The sequence below is a fragment of the Celeribacter baekdonensis genome (genome assembly GCF_003047105.1).
Lineage (GTDB): Bacteria > Pseudomonadota > Alphaproteobacteria > Rhodobacterales > Rhodobacteraceae > Celeribacter > Celeribacter baekdonensis_B.
In genome coordinates, this window is the sequence record NZ_CP028475.1 from 2066286 (window position 1) to 2086352 (window position 20067).

At 58.1% G+C, this 20067-nt stretch carries 17 protein-coding genes; 10 read left to right on the top strand and 7 right to left on the bottom strand.

The window, feature by feature from the left end:
* Position 1 precedes the first annotated feature (1 nt).
* Genes hisG through hisS form a run of 3 tightly spaced genes read right to left on the bottom strand, consistent with a single transcriptional unit; the run spans position 2 to position 3296 of the window.
* Positions 2 to 700 carry an ATP phosphoribosyltransferase gene (gene hisG, locus DA792_RS13745; RefSeq protein WP_107720425.1) on the bottom strand — a complete coding sequence of 233 codons (699 nt, stop codon included), beginning with the start codon at positions 698 to 700 and terminating at the stop codon, positions 2 to 4.
* Positions 700 to 1797 carry an ATP phosphoribosyltransferase regulatory subunit gene (locus DA792_RS13750; protein WP_107720426.1) on the bottom strand — a complete coding sequence of 366 codons (1098 nt, stop codon included), beginning with the start codon at positions 1795 to 1797 and terminating at the stop codon, positions 700 to 702. Before DA792_RS13750 ends, hisG begins: the two co-directional genes overlap by 1 nt.
* Positions 1797 to 3296, bottom strand: a complete 1500-nt coding sequence (gene hisS, locus DA792_RS13755; RefSeq protein ID WP_107720427.1) for a histidine--tRNA ligase — start codon at positions 3294 to 3296, stop codon at positions 1797 to 1799. Before hisS ends, DA792_RS13750 begins: the two co-directional genes overlap by 1 nt.
* Positions 3297 to 3455: 159 nt before the next feature.
* Between hisS and DA792_RS13760 the strand changes: the two genes are divergently transcribed.
* Entirely contained in the window at positions 3456 to 3668 is a 213-nt protein-coding gene (locus DA792_RS13760; protein WP_107720428.1) for a SlyX family protein, read from the top strand.
* Between the two features lie 44 nt (positions 3669 to 3712).
* Here DA792_RS13760 and DA792_RS13765 read toward each other — a convergent pair whose 3' ends face one another.
* Genes DA792_RS13765 through dnaE form a run of 3 tightly spaced genes read right to left on the bottom strand, consistent with a single transcriptional unit; the run spans position 3713 to position 8345 of the window.
* Positions 3713 to 4327, bottom strand: a complete 615-nt coding sequence (locus tag DA792_RS13765) for a hypothetical protein (protein WP_159075275.1) — start codon at positions 4325 to 4327, stop codon at positions 3713 to 3715.
* Positions 4225 to 4830 (bottom strand): hypothetical protein, encoded by a 606-nt coding sequence (locus tag DA792_RS13770; RefSeq protein WP_159075276.1) that lies wholly within the window; start codon positions 4828 to 4830, stop codon positions 4225 to 4227. Before DA792_RS13770 ends, DA792_RS13765 begins: the two co-directional genes overlap by 103 nt.
* A complete protein-coding gene (gene dnaE / locus DA792_RS13775) occupies positions 4830 to 8345 on the bottom strand; it encodes a DNA polymerase III subunit alpha (protein WP_107720431.1) in 3516 nt (1171 codons plus the stop codon). Before dnaE ends, DA792_RS13770 begins: the two co-directional genes overlap by 1 nt.
* A 240-nt stretch (positions 8346 to 8585) precedes the next feature.
* Between dnaE and xdhA the strand changes: the two genes are divergently transcribed.
* The 8 genes from xdhA (at position 8586) to DA792_RS13815 (ending at position 18449) form a co-directional block, all read left to right on the top strand.
* Positions 8586 to 9947, top strand: a complete 1362-nt coding sequence (xdhA, locus tag DA792_RS13780; protein WP_107720432.1) for a xanthine dehydrogenase small subunit — start codon at positions 8586 to 8588, stop codon at positions 9945 to 9947.
* Complete coding sequence (xdhB, locus tag DA792_RS13785) at positions 9947 to 12349, top strand: xanthine dehydrogenase molybdopterin binding subunit (protein ID WP_107720433.1); 2403 nt, start codon at positions 9947 to 9949, stop codon at positions 12347 to 12349. Before xdhA ends, xdhB begins: the two co-directional genes overlap by 1 nt.
* Complete coding sequence (gene xdhC / locus DA792_RS13790) at positions 12346 to 13269, top strand: xanthine dehydrogenase accessory protein XdhC (protein WP_107720434.1); 924 nt, start codon at positions 12346 to 12348, stop codon at positions 13267 to 13269. Before xdhB ends, xdhC begins: the two co-directional genes overlap by 4 nt.
* Entirely contained in the window at positions 13266 to 14777 is a 1512-nt protein-coding gene (locus DA792_RS13795; RefSeq protein WP_107720435.1) for an ABC transporter ATP-binding protein, read from the top strand. The genes xdhC and DA792_RS13795 overlap by 4 nt, the downstream gene beginning before the upstream one ends.
* Complete coding sequence (locus DA792_RS13800) at positions 14774 to 15859, top strand: ABC transporter permease (RefSeq protein WP_107720436.1); 1086 nt, start codon at positions 14774 to 14776, stop codon at positions 15857 to 15859. The genes DA792_RS13795 and DA792_RS13800 overlap by 4 nt, the downstream gene beginning before the upstream one ends.
* On the top strand, positions 15859 to 16788 hold the full coding sequence (locus DA792_RS13805) for an ABC transporter permease (protein WP_107720437.1): 930 nt from the start codon (positions 15859 to 15861) through the stop codon (positions 16786 to 16788). The genes DA792_RS13800 and DA792_RS13805 overlap by 1 nt, the downstream gene beginning before the upstream one ends.
* A 55-nt stretch (positions 16789 to 16843) precedes the next feature.
* Entirely contained in the window at positions 16844 to 17926 is a 1083-nt protein-coding gene (locus tag DA792_RS13810; RefSeq protein ID WP_107720438.1) for a BMP family ABC transporter substrate-binding protein, read from the top strand.
* A gap of 184 nt (positions 17927 to 18110) precedes the next feature.
* On the top strand, positions 18111 to 18449 hold the full coding sequence (locus tag DA792_RS13815) for a carboxymuconolactone decarboxylase family protein (protein ID WP_107720439.1): 339 nt from the start codon (positions 18111 to 18113) through the stop codon (positions 18447 to 18449).
* An 81-nt stretch (positions 18450 to 18530) separates the two neighbouring features.
* On the opposite strand, the gene DA792_RS13820 is transcribed toward DA792_RS13815, so the two are convergent.
* Complete coding sequence (locus tag DA792_RS13820; protein WP_107720440.1) at positions 18531 to 19019, bottom strand: hypothetical protein; 489 nt, start codon at positions 19017 to 19019, stop codon at positions 18531 to 18533.
* 196 nt (positions 19020 to 19215) lie between these two features.
* On the opposite strand from DA792_RS13820, the gene panC reads away from it, so the two are divergent.
* Positions 19216 to 20064 (top strand): pantoate--beta-alanine ligase, encoded by an 849-nt coding sequence (gene panC, locus DA792_RS13825; protein WP_107720441.1) that lies wholly within the window; start codon positions 19216 to 19218, stop codon positions 20062 to 20064.
* Positions 20065 to 20067: the final 3 nt, after the last annotated feature.

Below are 20067 nucleotides of genomic sequence, written 5' to 3' on the forward strand. Positions count from 1 at the left end.
CTCAGTCGCCCATCCCCAACATTTCTTTGAGTGACACCATGGTTGCCCGCGTGTCATCAGACCACGCGGCTGTGCGGCTTTTGAACAGCGTCGCTTGGGATTTATGCACCGGCTCGCAATTGAGAATTTTAAGGTGGTTGGCGCGCAGGGTCTCGCCCGTTGACGTGATGTCTGCAATCGCCTCTGCGGTCAGGTTTTTCACCGTGCCTTCGGTCGCGCCTTGCGAATCAACCAGTTGATAATCAGCCACGCCATTGGTTTTCAAAAACTCGCGCACCAGATGGTGATATTTGGTAGCGATGCGCAGGCGAAACCCGTGGCGCACGCGAAAGGCGGCGGCGGCGGCATCGAGATCATCCAGCGTATCGACATCGACCCAGGCTTTCGGCACCGCGATGATCAGATCGGCATGGCCAAACCCCATCGGCGCGATTTCCATCACCTTGCTGTCCCAAGCGGCCAGTTTGTCACGCACCAGATCAGACCCTGTGACGCCCAAATGGATACGCCCAGCCGCCAATTCGCGGGGAATCTCAGAGGCCGACAACAGGACCAATTCAAGCCCGTCAATGCCTTCGACCACACCTGAATATTCGCGCTCAGCGCCCGCGCGCGATAGGGTGATGCCCGCTTGCGCGAACCATTCAAAGGTCTTTTCCATCAACCGGCCCTTGGAGGGCACGCCGAGTTTGACAACCATCACGCGTCTCCTTTCAGAGCCAACATCAAACCGGGCCGCATCACGCCGCCAACGGCTGGGATAGACCGCCCCTGCCCCAACACGGAGGTAAGCGCATCATAGCGCCCGCCGGTGGCCACGGGCGGCAAATCCGGGCGGCCTTCGGCGTAAAAGCCAAAGACAAACCCATCGTAATATTCCATCGAGGTCCGGCCATAGGAGGCCTCGAATTCGAGATGCTCGACATCAACCCCACGCGCCGCCATCGCATCAGCGCGGCGGCTCAACCGGGTGACCGCCTCAGAGATCGCAGGCATATCCACCGTGATGTCGCGCAGCGCGGAGAGCACATGCGGCACGGTTTCTTTCAGCGAAAGAATGTCATCAAGCAGCTCAATTTCGGCTTCTGCGATGGGCGGCTCATTGGCATCTTCTTTCAGCGCCAAAATGCGCGCGTCAATCTCGGATTGGGTGCGCAGGCCAATAAAGGGGGCCTCTGGCTCTGCCAAATTGGCGGTCACGCGTTCGAGGTTTTGCTGACGCAGGTCTGTCCCGCCCTCGGAAAACCGGGTCATCAGCGCGCGAAACCGACGGGGCCGCCAGATGTGACGCAACAAGGCGCTCCGGCGGCGTTCTGTGGTTTTCAGCCCGCGCACAGCGGCCACCAAAATGCCAATATCGCCTGTCGCAGCACGCAGATCATAGCCCGCAAGCGCATCAGAAAACGCGGCAAAGACTTCGGCATCGGCATCGGCGGGATTGGTCCCGTCAAACACCTCATAGCCGACCTGAATATACTCATTGGCGCGCTCGGGCATCACCTCTTGTTTGCGAAACACTTCGCCCGCATAGGTGTAACGCGCCGGTTCGGCACCGTCCGACATATGGGCCTGAACCACGGGCACGGTAAAATCCGGGCGCAGCATCATTTCGCCGCGATCCGGGTCCGTACTCATATAAGCGCGGGCGCGGATGTCTTCGCCGTAGAGGTCCAAAAGCACCTCGGCAGGCAGCAGAATATCCATCTCCACCGGATGCGCACCCTTGGCCTCGAAACTCGATTTCAGGCGTGCGGCCTCGGCGCGCACGGCGGCTTTTGGAATGTCAGTGCGGGGCATCAGGCATAGCTTTCAATGATCTCGCGCACCTTGGCGACCATGTCACCACGGGGCACTTCGAATTGGTTCGGGCGGTCTTTCCATTCCTCAAGCGAGGCGTTTTCCGCCAGTTTGGTGCCAAGGATCAGGTCCTTGATCTGCACCACGCCTTTGGCCTCTTCATCGCCGCCTTGAATGATCGCCACCGGGCTCATCCGCTTGTCAGCGTATTTGAGTTGATTGCCAAAATTCTTGGGATTGCCAAGGTAGACCTCGGCGCGAATGCCCGCTTGGCGCAACTCGGTGACCATCGCCATGTAATCATTCATTCGGTCGCGATCCATCACCGTGACCACAACCGGGCCTTGCGCGGTTGCGCCCATCCGGCCCTTGGCGGTCAGCGCGGCCAAAAGCCGATCGACACCGATGGACATGCCGGTGGCCGGGACCTCTTGGCCGGTGAAGCGTTTGACCAGATCGTCATAGCGACCGCCGCCCGCAACCGAGCCAAAATCGCGCACCCGGCCTTTTTCATCTTCGATCTGAAAGGTCAGCTCGGCCTCATAAACAGGCCCGGTATAATAGCCCAAGCCCCGCACAACCGCCGGGTCAATCACGATGCGATCCGGGCCGTAGCCCTGCCCGGCCAGAAGATCGGCGATCTGGCGCAGCTCATCAACGCCATCAATGCCGGTTTGTGCCCCTTCGACCAGCGTGCCAAGACGCGCAATTGTGGACGCATTGTCCTCTTGGCGGCCATTCACAAAGCCCAAAATCAAATCAACCTGCGTGGTCGCAAGACCCGCGCCTTTGGTGAAATCACCGCTTTCGTCTTTGCGGCCTTCGGTCAAAAGCGCCATAACGCCCTCGTCCCCAAATTTGTCGTGCTTATCAATCGTGCGCAAGACGATGCCACGCACATCGGCGAACTCTTCGGTGTCGGGCAGCCCCGCCGCCTCCAACACCCCGTCCAAAACCTTGCGGTTGTTGACGCGGATGATGTAATCGCCGCGCGGGATGCCAACGGCCTCAAGCGTATCGGACAGCATCGCGCAAATCTCGGCGTCTGCGGCCACGGACGGCGCGCCGACAGTGTCCGCATCGCATTGATAAAACTGGCGAAAGCGTCCGGGTCCGGGCTTTTCATTGCGCCACACTGGGCCCATCGCGTAACGGCGATAGGGGGCGGGCAACTCATTGCGATACTGTGCAGCAACACGGGCCAAAGGCGCGGTCATATCATAACGCAGCGCCAACCAATCACCGGGTTTTTCCGCCTCGGGTTCCTCTTGCCAGGCAAAGACCCCCACATTTGGACGATCCACATCGGGCAGAAATTTGCCAAGCGCCTCCACCGTCTCCACCGCCGAAGTTTCGAGCGCCTCAAAGCCGTAGAGATGATAGACCGCCGCAATCTGATCGAGCATGGCTTTGCGTTCGGTCACCTCGGTGCCAAAATAGTCGCGAAAGCCTTTGGGCGTGATCGCCTTGGGGCGTGGAGTTTTCTTGGGCTTGGCCATGGCCTGTCCTTTACGTCTGTCACCGGATGCGGCATAGCCCACGAGGGCCAAAGGGGCAAGCCGGGGACCGCATCCGACGGGTGAAAACCGGGACAAACTGCCGTATCCTTGGACCACAAGGTCAGTCACGTCACAGATTACGTTAACGGGAGAGCCAGAATGAGTACCGAAGATCGCACCCTTGCACTTGAGGAACAGGTCGCGCATTTGAGCAAAACGGTGGATGAGCTGTCCGATATTGTGGCCCGGCAAGAGCGCGAGATCGAAGTGATCGGTCGGCGTCTTGGCATGTTGATGCAGGCGGAAGCGGTACGTCAATCCGATGGCGAGGGCACTGTGGCCTTGGCCGATCAACGTCCGCCGCATTGGTAAACGTCATATGATCCGTTGGAAAATGTGGCCGAAACTCATACGCCTCAGCGGATTTCCTCGGACATGACATCGCCATTGTGGAGCAACAATTCCAACCACCCTTTCGGCGCGCCAAAGGTCGGATAGACTGACACAAAGGCCAGTTGTTTCTCCAAAAGCCCCACCTTATCCGCCGGACAGCGTTGTTTGCGCTTCACACCACAGGTTGAGGATTTGATCGCTTCATAGCTTTTGTCGGCTTGTGACCAATCGGCCTCATTGCTGTCAGAGTAGCGCAGCACCTCATGTAGGCCCGCCTCCCCAAACATCACCAAGGACGCCGTCACCTGACGCGCACAGCCATCGGCAAAGCCTGTGATAAACTGCGTGCGCGGGCCAGTGTTGGCCGGATCGGTATCAAAAAGCCGCCAAACCGTTGTGCCCTCGCGCGGGAACTGATCGACCTCACGCCCCATGCTGCGTTTGTTGGCTTCGCAGGCGATACCGACCTCACCAAAAGGCAGGACCTCGCCGGGTTGAACCGTGGACTTCGGGGCGCCATGGGTGGTCTTGGACTTCAAAAACCCAAACAGCGGCTTGTTCGGCGCAGCAGAGGCTTTGGGCGCTTGGGTCTCAGGCGGCTCGGCGGCATCTGGGGCCTCGTCTGGTGCCGGAAGCACAGCGGGGACACCAAGTGTTTCTGGCCGCGCAGCAAAAGGTTCGGTTTCCGCCGGCGCAGAGGGGGCTTCGGCTTCAAAAACGCAAAGAGCCCGCCCGTTTTCACCTCGTCAACCGGATCGCCCTGTGCCTCATCCACGGCCAAATCAGCCACCTCAGGCATCGCAATCAACGTCGCGCTCTGTTCAGGAGATGTGCCCGCCACCACCTCAATCTCGGTGCCGCTCAAAGGCGAGACCTCGGGCGGTACGGGCTTTAAAAAGGCGAAAAGCCCCTTTGATTGACCCGATGATTGACCCGATTTTTCCGCCACCTCTGTGGCGTCTTCGCTTTCCGCGGCCTCTGCGGCAGCGGCAAAGGCGCGGGACAATTGCGCCTGAGAATAGCCTGCGGCAGGGACGTCGGTGTTGGAAATTGGCGGGTCCACAGGGGTCTGAAGCTGACAGGCGGACAAGGCCACACTGGCCACAAGCATATGGGCCAAAAGCGGACGCCTCGTCCTCATCACAGATCCTCCACCGTCACAACCCCGTCGAGCGATTTGATCGCCCCTTTGATTTCAGGCGTTATAACAAAGGATTGCGGAATGTCGATGTCCACTTCGTTGGGATAGTCCGGCGCCATGATACAAAAGGCCACAGCCCCGCGCGCCGGTTGTTTGGCCTCGCGCGTGGTGCGGGTCAACAGATCACCGACCTGCGCAATCGCCACCACATCGTCGCAGAAAATCCGCAAACCCGCCCCGCCTGCGTCAGCCACGGCGGCCTCCATCGGGCCGACCGAACGAATGGTCGGATCAAATTGGCCATCGTTGAACCGCCCCTCAAGCGTGACCACGACCTTATCCGTGGTCTCAAACACCTGCCGCGAGATGTCGAAATCATCTTTGCGCGGGAACATGGCGATGCCGGACAATTGCCCGGTGCTGTCGGAAATATTCATGCGGAAATAGCGGGTGCCTTTGCCCGATTTCATCTCGCGAAAACCCGACACCATGACGCCAACTTTGACGATGGCGGAACCTTCAGCCTCGGCCTTGGCCTGAGCATCCGCAATGGTACCGATTTTCTTGCGTCTCAACGCACTGGCGTAGTCATCCAGCGGGTGACCCGACAGGAAAAAACCGATGGCTTTTTGCTCTTCCATCAACCGTTCGGAGGCGACCCAATCGTTCACCGGAGACAGCCGTGGTTCGGGCAAATCTTCGCCCGCATCGCCAAACAGCGACACTTGGTTTGACGCCTTTTGTTCGTGAATCGCGGCGGAATATTGCACCAAAGGATCGAGGCTTTCGAACACCCGGCGACGGTTGGGGTCCAAAAGATCAAACGCGCCCGCCCGTGCCAACATTTCCAAAGGCCGTTTGCCGACGCGTTTCAAATCGACCCGGCGGGCAAAATCAAACAGGGTGACGAAAGGTTTGCCCGCGTCCCGCGCGCGCACGATCAATTGCATCGCCTCGCCGCCGACGTTTTTGAGCGCGCCCAGCGCGTAGACCAGCTTTTGATCGACCACATCGAACGTCGCCAAAGAGCGGTTCACACAGGGCGGAATGATTTCGATCTCAAGACCGCGACGCACCTCTTCGGCATAGATCGCCAATTTATCGGTGAGGTGAATATCGCAATTCATGACCCCGGCCATGAATTCAACCGGATGGTTCGCCTTCAACCAGCCGGTTTGATAGGACACCACCGCATAGGCCGCCGCGTGGGATTTGTTGAAGCCGTAGTTGGCGAATTTCTCCAACAGATCAAAGACCTCAGAGGCCTTTTTCTTATCAACACCGTTTTCACCTGCGCCGCGCTCGAATTTCGGGCGTTCGGCGTCCATCGCCTCTTTGATCTTTTTCCCCATGGCGCGACGCAGCAAATCCGCACCGCCAAGCGAATAGCCCGCCATGACCTGAGCGATCTGCATCACCTGTTCCTGGTACACGATGATGCCTTGGGTCTCGGCCAGAATGTGATCAATCGTCGGGTGCACCGATTCCAATTTTTTGCGCCCGTGTTTCACGTCGCAATAGGTCGGAATGTTCTCCATCGGACCGGGACGATAAAGCGCCACAAGCGCCACAATATCCTCGATACAGGTCGGTTTCATCTGGCGCAGCGCGGTCATCATGCCCGAGCTCTCCACCTGAAACACCGCGACCGTTTTGGCGTCTGAATAGAGCTTATAGGTCTTGTCATCATCCAGCGGGATGAGGTTGATCTCGTTTTCCGCACCGTCGGGCGGCTCGTAAAGCGTGGTGCCATCCGCCGCGACATGCAAAGGCCGACCCGATTTGAAAATCAGGTTCATCGCCGATTGGATCACGGTCAGGGTTTTAAGACCCAAAAAGTCGAATTTGACCAAACCCGCAGGTTCGACCCATTTCATGTTGAATTGGGTCGCAGGCATGTCAGAGCGCGGATCTTGGTAGAGCGGCACCAATTCGTCAATCGGACGGTCCCCGATCACCACCCCGGCGGCGTGGGTGGAGGCGTTGCGCAACAGCCCCTCAACCTGTTGGCCGTAGGTCAAAAGCCGATCGACAACCTCTTCGTTTTTGGCCTCTTCGCGCAGACGCGGCTCGTCAATCAGGGCTTGGTGAATGGACACGGGTTTGACGCCCTCCACCGGGATCAATTTTGACAGACGATCAACCTGACCATAGGGCATTTGCAACACACGACCGATGTCACGCACGGCGGCTTTGGACAAAAGCGCGCCAAAGGTGATGATCTGACCGACCTTGTCGCGGCCATATTTTTGCTGAACGTATTTGATCACCTCTTCACGGCGATCCATGCAAAAGTCGATGTCGAAATCGGGCATCGACACACGTTCGGGGTTCAGGAACCGTTCGAACAGCAAAGAATAGCGCAGCGGATCAAGGTCGGTGACGGTCAACACATAGGCGACCAGAGAGCCCGCCCCGGACCCCCGGCCCGGCCCAACCGGAATGCCATTGTCTTTGGCCCATTTGATAAAATCGGCCACGATCAAAAAGTAGCCGGGAAACCCCATCTGTTCGATGATGCCAAGCTCGAATTTCAGTCGCGCATCGTATTCTTCACGCGGGGCGGCGGGTTCGATCACCGCCAAACGGGCCTCAAGCCCCTCCCACGCCTGTTTGCGCAGTTCCTCGACCTCGTCATCGGCGAATTTCGGCAAAATCGGGTCGCGCTTATACGCCTTGAACGCACAGCGCCTGGCGATTTCTACCGTATTTTCAATCGCTTCCGGCAGGTCTGCAAAGAGTGCGGCCATTTCCGCAGGAGATTTGAAATAATGCTGGTCGGTCAGACGCCGACGCGGCTCGGATTGGTCGACATAGGCCCCTTCCGCAATACAAATCAGCGCATCATGGGCCTCATACATCTCCGCTTTCGGGAAATAGACATCATTGGTCGCCACCAAGGGCAGACCCAAATCATAGGCCCATTCCACGAAAGGCCGCTCGCACAGCCGCTCCGCCTCGGTGTGTTGGCCGTCATCGCCCGGATGGCGTTGGAGTTCGACGTAAAGCCGGTTTGGATAGATCTCTTTGAGCCGCTGCAACAGCGCGCGCGCCTGTGGTTTGTGATGCTCGGTGATCATCCGCCCAATCGGGCCCAGCGCGCCGCCGGTGAGACAAATCAGACCCGCAGAATAGCGCTCCAACTCCTCTACCGTGACCTGCGGCAGGGCACCGTGCTTGTCGATGTAGAGGCAGGAATTGAGCTTCATCAGATGCTCATAGCCCTGCTCATTTTGCGCCAACAACACGATCGGTGCAGGCGGCTTGGCTTTTTCGCCCGGCTCGCCTCCTGCAAATGCCACATCCACCTGACAGCCAATGATCGGCTGAACCCCGGCGCCTTTGGCGTATTCGGAAAACTCCAGCGCGCAAAACAGATTGTTGGTGTCGGTGACGGCGACCGCGGGCATGCCCATATCGGAGACCATGCCGCTTAATTTCTTAAGCCGCATTGCGCCTTCGAGAAGCGAATATTCGGTATGGACCCGAAGATGGATAAAGGAGGGACTGCTCATTTGAGCCGTAAGCTAACGCATGGCGGCGACCGCCGCCAAGTGCAAAACGCCTCTTGTCCACAGCTCTTTAATCTGAGCCAAAGCGCTTAGTTTTTCACCAAACGTTCAAACTCTATGCAGGGGGGGCGTCGGAATCCCTTGCAAAATGCCGCCTATCCCGGTTTCCTTGCCCAGAAGGGCACGCGTTTTCCACCGCATCGGACGCGTCTGTCATAAAGAGAAAGCGGTAGGTCTGACACGATGGAGATCACTTTTCGGCTCAACGGCGAGATTGTTCGCACCCGCGAGCCCGCAACCCGCACCTTACTGGACTACCTGCGTGACGGGCGCGGCCTATGCGGCACCAAAGAGGGCTGCAACGAAGGCGATTGCGGGGCCTGCACCATCATGGTCGAGGATGAGAGCGGCAAAAAGCCCCTCAACGCCTGTATTTTGTTCCTGCCGCAGCTTCACGGAAAATCCGTCACCACGGTCGAAGGCCTGTCCAAAGGCGACACGCTGCACCCGGTGCAAAGCGCGATGATCGAGGAACACGGCAGCCAATGTGGCTTTTGCACCCCCGGATTTATCATGTCGATGGCCACGGCGCACGCGCGTGGCGAGATCAACCACGAAGACATCCTTGCGGGCAATCTGTGTCGCTGTACCGGCTATGCGCCGATCCTGCGCGCCGCCCAAAAAGCCGAAACCTCACCTGTGCCCGAGGGCTTTGAACATATCCCCTTTGCCGCCCCCGCCGTGGTGCAGCGCCCCGAAACGGTGGACGAATTGGCAGCACTTTACGGCCTTCGGCCCTCTGCGACCTTGATCGCCGGGGCCACCGATGTCGGGCTTTGGGTCACCAAACAGATGCGCGATTTGGACGAGGTGATTTTCCTAAACGGCGTCAGTGATCTCAAGGGCATCATAGAGACGGACGATGCGTTCGAGATCAAAGCCATGACCCCCATTGCCGATCTGATCCCCCTGTTCAAACCCTATGCGCCCTCGCTGTCTGAGATGTTCCGCCGCTTCGCCTCGACCCAAGTCCGCGCCGCCGCCACCTTGGGCGGCAATATCGCCAACGGCTCACCGATTGGCGACAGCCCGCCACCGTTGATTGCGGCAGGCGCATCCGTGACCCTGCGCAAAGGCGAGGATCAGCGCACCATCCCGCTCGAAGCCTTCTTTATCACCTATGGCAAACAGGACCGTCAGCCGTCTGAATTTGTCGAAAGCATCACCGTGCCAAAAGCCGGGCTGATCAATCTCGCCGTCTACAAACTCTCGAAACGCTTCGACCAAGACATTTCCGCCGTCTGCGGTGCATTCAATATCGCGGTTGAAGCCGGGGTCGTTCGCAGCGCGGTGATCGCCTTTGGCGGCATGGCCGGGACACCCGCGCGGGCCAAAACCGTTGAGGCGGCTTTGATCGGCCAGCCCTGGAATGAGGCGACAATTATGGCCGCCCTGCCCGCCTTTGCCAAAGATTACACCCCAATGAGCGACATGCGCGCCTCAGCCGACTACCGCCTGAGTGCAGCGCAAAACATGCTGCGCCGCCTTTATGCCGAACGGTCCGGCCTCGCCACCTCGGTCCTCTCGATCAAGGAGGGCGCGTGATGTCTGTTGGGTCTTCGCATCCCCATGACGCCGCCCGTCTGCATGTCACGGGTCAGGCCCGCTATATTGATGACATCCCGCTGCCCGTCGGCGCGCTGCATCTGGCCTTTGGCCTCTCAACGGTCGCGCATGGCGAGATCACCTCGATGGACCTCGCGCCCGTGCGCGCTGCGCCCGGCGTGGTTCGGGTGTACACGGCGGAGGATTTCGGCGATCACATCCCCGATTGTTCGCCCTCGCTGGGCGACGAGCCCCTGCTCACCTCAACGACAGTGAGTTTTGTCGGCCAGCCGGTGTTTTTGGTGGTCGCAACCTCGCATCACGCCGCGCGCAAAGCCGCCACGCTGGGCAAGATCGCCTATGACGAAAAACCCGCGCTGTTTGGGTATGACGAAGCAATGGCCGCAGAAAGCCGGTTTGAAGATGGGCCACGCATTTATGGCTGTGGCGATGCCGCCGAGGCGATCAAAGCCGCAACGCATGTGATCAAGGGCACGCTGCACATGGGCGGCCAAGAGCATTTCTACCTCGAAAGCCAAGCCGCCGCCGCCTTGCCACAAGAAGGTGGCGATATGGTGGTCTATTCCTCGACCCAACACCCCTCAGAGATTCAACACAAGGTCGCCCACGCCCTGCATGTCCAGATGCATGCGGTGCGGGTTGAAACCCGGCGGATGGGCGGCGGGTTTGGCGGCAAGGAATCACAGGGCAACTGGTTGGCCATCGCCTGCGCCATTGCTGCGCGCGACACGGGCAAGCCCTGTAAAATGCGCTATGACCGCGATGACGACATGATCATCACCGGCAAACGCCATGATTTTCGCATTTCCTATACATGTGGGTTTGACGAACATGGCCGGATTGAAGGCATCGAATTTGTTCAATTGACGCGGGCCGGATGGTCGATGGACCTGACCCTGCCCGTGGCCGATCGCGCCATGTTACATGCGGACAACGCCTATTTCCTGCCCAATGCGCGGATTGAAAGCCATCGGTTGAAAACCAATTCGCAATCCAACACCGCCTATCGCGGCTTTGGCGGGCCGCAAGGCGTGTTGGGAATTGAGCGCGTGGTGGATCACATTGCGCACACGCTGGGCCGCGATCCAGCCGAGGTGCGTCGGCTGAATTATTACGATGACATGGTGGTGCCGACGGCGGGCGAAGGCCTACCCGAAGACCATGTGCTCTCGCTGGATGGCGATCCTCTGAGCCGTGGTGGTGCGGAGACGGACACCGGGCACGGTGCCCATGCCGGCGGACAACTGACCCCGCGCGGCAAGCTGACGCCTTATGGTCAGGAGGTCGAGGATTTCATCCTTCACGCCATGACCGAAAAGCTGTTGCAAGATGCCGATTACGCCGCGCGCAAAAAGGCAGTGGCAAAATGGAACGCCGAGAACCCGATCATCAAAAAGGGTCTCGGAATTTCGCCGGTGAAATTCGGCATCTCTTTCACCCTCACCCACCTCAATCAGGCGGGCGCACTGGTCCATGTCTATAATGACGGTTCGATCCATATGAACCATGGCGGCACGGAAATGGGCCAGGGCTTGTTTCTAAAAGTCGCGCAAGTCGCGGCTCAGGTGTTTGGCGTGCCTATTGAAACCGTTAAAATCACCGCTACAGACACCGGAAAAGTCCCCAACACCTCCGCCACCGCCGCCTCTTCGGGTACGGATTTGAACGGCATGGCGGTCAAAAACGCCTGTGATGCGATCCGCACCCGGCTTGAGGTCTTTATCCTTGAACGCTTTGGCGAAAGCGAGGTCACCTGGGCCGAGGGACGTGTGCGCTTTGGCGTGCATGACATGGGGTTCGCTGAACTCGTCAGCCTCGCCTATATGAACCGTGTCAGCCTGTCCTCGACCGGATTTTACAAAACGCCAAAGATCGAATGGGACCGCATCAAAGGCAAGGGTCGGCCATTTTTCTACTTTGCCCATGGCATTGCGATCACCGAAGTGGCGCTCGACACGCTCACCGGCGAAAACCGCATTTTGCGCGCCGATATTTTGCATGATGCGGGAACCTCGCTCAATCCGGCGATTGACAAAGGCCAGATCGAAGGCGGCTATGTCCAGGGCGCGGGTTGGTTAACCACCGAGGAATTGTGGTGGGATGCCAAGGGTTTGCTGAAAACCCATGCGCCCTCAACCTATAAAATTCCGGCCTGCTCTGACGCACCGGATGTGTTCAACGTCGCGCTCTGGGACGGGCGCAACCGCGAGGATACGATTTATCGCTCCAAAGCGGTGGGGGAGCCGCCGTTTATGTTGGGGATTTCGGCATTTTTGGCGCTCTCGGATGCCTGCGCCGCCTGTGGGCCGACCTATCCGGCGCTCAACGCCCCCGCCACACCCGAAGAATTGCTCAACGCCATCACGCGAGCCCGCGGATGAGCCTTGATCGCGACGCTTTGGCCCAAGCCCTTGCCCAACACGGGCGGGTGGCGCGGGTGGTCGTGGCCGAGGTCCAAGGCTCCGCCCCGCGTGAAGTGGGTGCGGCAATGTTGGTCTGGGCCACGCCAGAGGGGTTTGGGCAATCGGGCACAATTGGCGGCGGGACATTGGAATTTGAGGCCGCAAAATCTGCGTTTTGCGCGCCGCGCTTGAACCGTCTGCCACTTGGTCCCGCGATGGGGCAATGCTGCGGCGGGGCGGTGACGCTTTTGACCGAAGTCTTTGACTCAGTTGAAGATATTCCGCAGGACATTTATGCGCGTGGCCTCGGAGACATGCCGTTTGCGGTCAAAAAAGCCCTCACTCTGGCACGGGCACAAGGGGTTTTGAAACCCGCGCTTTATGGGGATTGGATGATCGAACCGGTCCGGCGCGCCACCCGCCCGGTTTGGGTCTGGGGTGCCGGGCATGTCGGCCGCGCCATCGTAAATACCCTCGCCCCGCTGCCCGATTTTGCCATAACATGGATCGACACCGGGGCTGATCGGTTCCCCGAACACCTGCCCGATGGCGTCGATCCGCTGATCGCGTCCCATCCCGAAGACGTGGTGCACTACGCGCCTGTCAGGGCCGAACATCTGATTTTGACCTACTCCCACGCGCTCGATTTAGAGCTATGTCATCGGCTTTTGACCCATGGGTTTGGCTTTGCCGGGCTGATCGGATCGCGCACCAAATGGGCCCGGTTTCGCGGGCGTTTGCGCGACTTGGGGCATTTGGACGCCCAAATTGACCGCATTTGCTGTCCAATTGGGCAACCGTCGCTAGGGAAACATCCACAAGCCATTGCGATTGGGGTGGCCGCAAGCCTAATCTCATCCACAGAGATCGCAGACTCTTACGGGGAACAAACAGCGTGACAGAGCTATTAAACCTCTCGGGGCTAACGCGCCAATATCCCGGTGTGCGCGCCAATGACGACGTGTCCTTTTCCATCGGTGCCGGCAAGGTTCATGCCCTCTTGGGCGAAAACGGCGCGGGCAAATCCACACTGGTGAAAATGATTTACGGGCTGGAAAAACCCGATGCGGGTTCCATGCAACTGCACGGCGCGCCTTATGCGCCCGGCAATCCGCAGGCCGCGCGGGCCTCAGGCGTCGCGATGGTGTTTCAACATTTTTCGCTGTTTGAGGCGCTGAACGTCGCCGAAAACGTCGCGCTTGGGATGGAAAACCCGCCAAAAATGAACGCCTTGGCGCAGTCCATTCGCGAAGTGTCCGACGCTTACGGCCTGCCACTCGACCCGGACCGGATTGTTGGTGATTTGTCAGCAGGCGAACGGCAAAGGGTGGAAATCATCCGCTGTCTTTTACAGGACCCGAAACTGTTGATCATGGATGAACCCACCTCGGTTTTAACGCCGCAGGAGGTTGAAATCCTGTTTAAAACCCTGCGCAAATTGCAATCTGAAGGCACCTCGATCCTCTATATCTCGCACAAGCTCGAAGAAATTCGCGCGCTCTGTGATGGGGCGACGATCCTAAGGCTGGGCAAGGTGGTCGGCGAATGCGACCCCAAGGTCACAACCGCACGCGACATGGCGGAGATGATGGTGGGGCAAACTTTGCATGTGCCGTCGCGCGAAGGCGGCGAAACGGGCGAGGTTCTGCTGGATGTGCAGGGGCTTGATTTTGCTCCGGCCAACCCGTTTGGCACCCGGTTGAAAAACGTGTCTCTGCGACTGCGCGCGGGTGAGGTGCTTGGCATCGGCGGCGTGGCGGGCAATGGCCAAGATGAACTTTTGTCGGTGCTTTCGGGCGAGGCGAAAACCGGCAAAGGCGCGATCACCTATTGCGGCCAAGACATCAGTGGCCTTGGACCAAACGCGCGGCGTAAAATTGGCCTTTTGGCGGCGCCTGAAGAACGGCTGGGCCATGCTGCCGCGCCCAATATGAGCCTGACGGAAAACGCGGTTTTGACCGCGAACATCCGAAAAAAATTAAGCAAAAACAATTTCGTCAACTGGAAGAAGACCGAAGCGTTTGCCCGCGAGATCATCGCGAAATTCGACGTGCGCACCCCTGGCCCCGGCTCGGCGGCGCGCTCATTATCAGGCGGCAATTTGCAGAAATTCGTGATTGGCCGCGAAGTACTCCAAGACCCGACCGTGTTGGTGGTGAACCAGCCGACATGGGGTGTCGACGCCTCGGCCGCCGCCGCCATTCGCCAATCGCTTTTGGACCTTGCGGCCAAAGGCGCAGGGGTGATCGTGATCTCACAGGACCTCGATGAATTGATGGAAATTTCGGACCATTTCGCCGCCCTCAACGAAGGCAAATTGACCGCGCCTCGTGTCGCCAAAGGCCTGACCGTCGATGAGATCGGGATGATGATGGGCGGCGCACATGATTTGGAGGCCGCAGAATGATCAAATTCGTCAAACGCCCCGAGCCGTCAAAAGCCTGGACCATCGCGACGCCGATTCTGGCGGTGATCCTGACGATGATCTTAGGTGGGATTTTGTTTGCGCTGATGGGCAAAGACCCGTTTGCTGCCATCCGCACCATCTTTTGGGACCCGTTGTTCAACGACCAATTCGCCGCCTATTCGCGACCACAGCTTTTGGTCAAGGCCGCACCGCTGATCCTGATTGCGATCGGGCTGAGCCTTGGGTTCAAAGCCGGAATTTGGAACATCGGAGCCGAAGGGCAATATATCATGGGCGCGCTTGCGGGTGCGGCTGTAGGGCTTGCGTTTTACCCAACGGACGCGTGGTGGATCTTCCCGTTGATGGTGATCGCGGGGGCGATTGGCGGTTTCTTATGGGCGATGATCCCGGCGATTTTGAAGACGCGGTTCAACACCAATGAGATCCTTGTGTCCTTGATGCTGGTCTATATCGCCGAACAGCTTTTGGCCTCGGCAGCGCTGAGTTGGCTGCGAAATCCGCAGGGCAACGGCTTTCCCGGATCGCGCAACTTGAGCCAAATCCCGGCGATGTCAAATCCAGAATTGATTTCAGGCACAGGGGCGCATTGGGGCGTTGTTGCGGCTTTTGCCGCCGTGGTTGCGGCCTATGTTTTGATCAACAAACATATGTTGGGGTTTCAAATTCGTCTGACCGGCGAAAGCCCACGCGCGGCGCGGTTTGCCGGGGTCAAAGACAAACTTTTGGTGCTGTTTTGCCTCGGAACGGCCGGCGCGTTGTCGGGTTTGGCCGGGCTGTTTGAAGTCACCGGCCCCGCAGGACAAATCTCCATCGACTTTGGCGCAGGCTACGGCTTCACCGCCATCATCGTCACTTTCTTGGGGCGGTTGCACCCGGTCGGCATCCTGCTCGCCGGGCTGCTACTGGCGCTGACATTTATCGGCGGTGAATTGGCACAATTTATGTTGGGCCTGCCCTCGGCCTCGATCCAAGTGTTCCAAGGCATGTTGTTGATGACACTTTTGGGCATGGATATTTTCGTCAACTACCGCTTGATGATCGTCAAAAAGGAGATCGTGTGATGGATTTCGGCTCAATCAATCCGGTCGTCCTATTGGCCTCTCTCATGGTCGCCTCAACCCCGATCCTTTTGGCCGCTTTGGGCGAAATGGTGGTGGAAAAATCTGGGGTGCTCAACCTTGGCGTCGAGGGCATGATGATCACCGGCGCGGTCTGCGGATTTATCGCCGCAGTCGAGACCGGGTCGCCGACGGTGGGCTTTATCGCCGCGGCCCTTGGCGGCATGGCGCTTTCGATGGTGTTTGCGCTTTTGACCCAAGTGTTTTTGACCACACAGGTGCCCGCGGGGCTTGCACTGACCTTGATGGGCGTGGGTTTGGCTTCGCTTTTGGGGCAGAATTATCAGGGCCTCAAACCCCCGCCCGTGTCCGATCTGAACATCCCCGGATTGGAACAGATCCCGGTCATCGGACCGATGCTGTTTCAGCATGACATGATGGTCTATTTTAGCCTTTTGTCGATTGCCGGGGTCTGGGCCTTTTTGAAATTTACCCGAGGTGGCTTGATCTTACGCGCTGTGGGCGAGAACCATTCGGCGGCCCATGCGCTTGGCTATCCGGTGCGGATGGTGCGGGTCATGGCGATTGGATTTGGCGGTGCAATGGCCGGGCTTGGCGGTGCCTACATCAGCCTTATTCGAGTACCGCAATGGACCGATGGGATCACCGCAGGCTACGGCTGGATTGCTTTGGCGATTGTGGTGTTTGCCAGTTGGAAAGCTTGGCGCATTTTGATCGGCGCGTATCTTTTTGGTGGGATCACGGTGCTGCAATTGAACCTGCAAGCGGCGGGAGCAAAGGTTCCGGTTGAGCTTTTGTCAATGTCGCCCTTCCTTGCGACGATTGTGGTTCTTGTTGTTATTTCCGCGCGCAGGCATGGTGCGAGCAACGCGCCCGCCATGCTGGGGCGGATTTTTCACGCCTCGAACTGAGGCAAAAGTTTCGCCTCCACGTGAGGTGATTTTTAAACGAACAGGGAGTTCAAAGATGAAACGTAGAACCTTGCTGACCGCAGCCACAGCGTCCGTGTTGGCGCTCGGTCTTGCCGTGCCATCCTTTGCCGCAGACAAAGTCAAAGTCGGCTTTATCTATGTCGGTCCAAAAAACGACGGTGGCTGGTCACAGCACCACCACGAAGCGGCAGTGGAAATGGCAGCGCATTTTGGCGATGCTGTTGAGATCGTCGAACAAGATTCCGTACCTGAAGGTGCCGATTCCGAACGCGTTTTGACACAAATGGCACTGTCTGGGGCCGATCTGATTTTCACCACCTCTTTTGGCTATATGGACCCGACCGTCAATGTCGCGGCGAAATTCCCGAATGTGAAATTTGAACACGCCACCGGATATAAAACTGCGCCAAACCTTGGTGTCTACTCGGCACGTTTCTATGAAGGCCGCGCTGTGCAAGGGTATTTGGCAGGGAAAATGACCAAGTCGAACAAAGTCGGCTATATCGCCTCCTTCCCGATCCCTGAGGTTATTCGTGGCATCAACTCCGCCTATGTCCACGCCAAAAAGGTGAACCCGGATGTCGAGTTCAACGTGGTTTGGGCCTACACATGGTTCGATCCGGCGAAAGAATCCGATGCCGCACAGGCCCTGATCGACCAAGGCGCTGATGTGATTTTGCAGCACACAGATTCCACCGCCCCGCAAGCCGCAGCCCAAAAGGCCGGCAATGTCTACACCTTCGGTCAGGCCGCAGATATGGCCGAATATGGGCCGATGCCACGCATCTCGTCGATCATTGACGTCTGGGCCCCCTACTACATCGAGCGCGTTCAGGCGGTGATGGATGGCACATGGGAATCGGACAACACATGGGACGGCATCGGTGCCGGCATGGTTGGCATTGGCGAGATTTCCTCTGCTGTGCCCGCCGACATCAAAGCCGAAGCCGAAGCCCTGCGCGACAGCATTGCGGCAGGCGAGTATCACCCGTTCACCGGGCCGCTCAACAAACAAGACGGCTCCGTCTGGTTGGCTGATGGCGAAGTGGCCGATGACGGCACGCTCGCAGGCATGAACTTTTACGTCGAAGGCCTGAGCGGCGACATCCCGCAATAAGCCGTCACGCGATCAATACATTGAGGCCCGCTCCGAGACATCGGGGCGGGCCTTTTCTATGCGTGAAACGATGCGAAAATCCCATGCAACCTCTCGAATTTGTTTGATGCGGATCAAGGTCGCATCGTCCATCTCATGCCAGAGATAGCGCCAACAGAAGATCACGCGAACAAAGGAGAGTCCCATGTCTTGGGCTGAAAAAAACGAATCTATGCGCGAGGCTTTGCGCGCCCTCAACAAAGCCAACCGTAACATCCCGGCTGGATTTGGCGCGATGTCAAAAGCCGCGATGGAGGGGGATGCGCTTGATGCCAAAACCAAGGAATTGGTGGCGTTGGCCATTGCCATTGGTGTGCGCTGCGAACCCTGTGTTGGCTTTCACGTTGAGGCGCTGATGAAACATGGCGGCACACGTGAAGAGCTGTCCGAAATGTTGGCGATGGGCGTTCAGATGGGAGGCGGTCCCGTGTTGATGTACGCGGCCAAAGCTTTGGAATGTTGGGACGAATTGTCTAACACCTGAACTGGCTTCAAACAAATCGGCCACATAAAAACGGCGCTAGGAGGCTCTTCGCGCCGCTTTATATTCCGCCCGTCATCGGCCTTAGCCGCGCGACACGTTACAGACCTTGCCGCCCCCTTGCTTGGCTTTGCAATCCATTTTCAACGAGTCTTCGCGCTCGCCAAACAACCAAATGCTGGCCACTTCAAAATAATAGCTGACCAATTCGCCAAAACTTGCGTCCTCTGGCGGACCAAGCGCTTCTGGCTCAGCCGCAGCAACATCTTCGCCAAACGCCCCGGTGCCATCATCATAGACAATCGTCCCGGTTTCCGCAGACGCATCGACATGCTCAATCTCAAATGTTTTCGCCGCAGAGCCGCCTTTGGGCGCGGCCACCCGCATCGTGGACAAGCTCGGCGCATCATCTTCGTCGCTGCCGTCCCAATACGACTCGGTCATCGACATATTGTTCGACACGGCTTTCATCATCCCGCTTTGCGCTTTGGAATATTGCAAGTAGACGAGGATTGAAATCGTGATCCCGATCAAAAAACTGATCAGGCTCAGTGTTTTACCAAAGGTTCCCATTGGACAATTCTACCGTTTTAACCACTATCGTTACCAATATCGCAACAAAACATGGCGAGAATTGGGAAGGCTTAGGGACATTTGGTGAAACACGGTTAAAATCCTGACAAGAGAGGGGTACGGGCAGCGGCTTGCCGCAGTGCCGCAAGGTTTGTAAAGTCTGCGCCAAGCAAGCTGTGGGCGGGGAGGACATCCATTGAAAATTTGCCGAAACAAACGCGACATTCGCGAGGCCGTCGACGCCTTTCACGGCGCGGGTGAGACGGTCGGATTGGTGCCAACCATGGGCTATTTGCATGACGGGCATCTGACATTGGTACGCGCAGCACAGGCCACCTCTGATCGGGTGATAGTTTCGATTTTCGTCAACCCGACCCAGTTTGGCGACCCCTCCGATCTTGACGCCTACCCGCGCGACGAGGCCCGCGATTTCGCGCTTTTGGAAGCGGCGGGCGTGGATGCGGTGTTCTGCCCTTCCGCTGACGAAATGTATCACCCCGAAAAACAGACCACCGTGGTCACCGAGCAATTGGAACATCTGTTGATGGGCGCACTTCGACCCGGCCATTACAAAGGCGTCTGCACTGTGGTGACGAAGCTCTTTAACATCACCGGTGCAGATCGCGCGTTTTTCGGCGAAAAAGATTACCAACAGCTTTTGGTGATCAAAACCATGGTACGCGACCTTGATATGCCGATTGAGATTCATGGCGTACCAACAGTGCGCGAGGTCGATGGCCTGGCCATGTCATCGCGCAATGTGCGCCTGACGCCGGAAGATCGCCAAGCGGCGCTGATCCTCGACAAAGCGCTGGCTTATGGTGCCTATGAGGCCTCGGACGGGCGCACGGCAGATCAGCTTGAGACCGACATCCGCACCTTTATCTCTCGCGAACCGCGCGCCACCATCGAAAGCGTCGATGTGCGAGATGCCGCCACGTTGGCAAAGATCGAGGGGCTGATTGAACGTCCCGCTGTGATCTTGCTCGCCGCGCGCTTTGGCGATGTGCTATTGATCGACCAAAGGGTCGCAGACCCGACATAAGTT

What these genes read in the sequence shown, in the direction of transcription:
- hisS (WP_107720427.1), bottom strand. Translation starts at nt 3,296, where the DNA reads ATGGCCAAGCCCAAGAAAACTCCACGCCCCAAGGCGATCACGCCCAAA.
- DA792_RS13810 (WP_107720438.1), top strand. Translation starts at nt 16,844, where the DNA reads ATGAAACGTAGAACCTTGCTGACCGCAGCCACAGCGTCCGTGTTGGCG.
- xdhC (WP_107720434.1), top strand. Translation starts at nt 12,346, where the DNA reads ATGAGCCTTGATCGCGACGCTTTGGCCCAAGCCCTTGCCCAACACGGG.
- DA792_RS13760 (WP_107720428.1), top strand. Translation starts at nt 3,456, where the DNA reads ATGAGTACCGAAGATCGCACCCTTGCACTTGAGGAACAGGTCGCGCAT.
- DA792_RS13770 (WP_159075276.1), bottom strand. Translation starts at nt 4,830, where the DNA reads ATGAGGACGAGGCGTCCGCTTTTGGCCCATATGCTTGTGGCCAGTGTG.
- dnaE (WP_107720431.1), bottom strand. Translation starts at nt 8,345, where the DNA reads ATGAGCAGTCCCTCCTTTATCCATCTTCGGGTCCATACCGAATATTCG.
- xdhA (WP_107720432.1), top strand. Translation starts at nt 8,586, where the DNA reads ATGGAGATCACTTTTCGGCTCAACGGCGAGATTGTTCGCACCCGCGAG.
- DA792_RS13815 (WP_107720439.1), top strand. Translation starts at nt 18,111, where the DNA reads ATGTCTTGGGCTGAAAAAAACGAATCTATGCGCGAGGCTTTGCGCGCC.
- xdhB (WP_107720433.1), top strand. Translation starts at nt 9,947, where the DNA reads ATGTCTGTTGGGTCTTCGCATCCCCATGACGCCGCCCGTCTGCATGTC.
- DA792_RS13820 (WP_107720440.1), bottom strand. Translation starts at nt 19,019, where the DNA reads ATGGGAACCTTTGGTAAAACACTGAGCCTGATCAGTTTTTTGATCGGG.
- DA792_RS13800 (WP_107720436.1), top strand. Translation starts at nt 14,774, where the DNA reads ATGATCAAATTCGTCAAACGCCCCGAGCCGTCAAAAGCCTGGACCATC.
- hisG (WP_107720425.1), bottom strand. Translation starts at nt 700, where the DNA reads ATGGTTGTCAAACTCGGCGTGCCCTCCAAGGGCCGGTTGATGGAAAAG.
- DA792_RS13805 (WP_107720437.1), top strand. Translation starts at nt 15,859, where the DNA reads ATGGATTTCGGCTCAATCAATCCGGTCGTCCTATTGGCCTCTCTCATG.
- DA792_RS13750 (WP_107720426.1), bottom strand. Translation starts at nt 1,797, where the DNA reads ATGCCCCGCACTGACATTCCAAAAGCCGCCGTGCGCGCCGAGGCCGCA.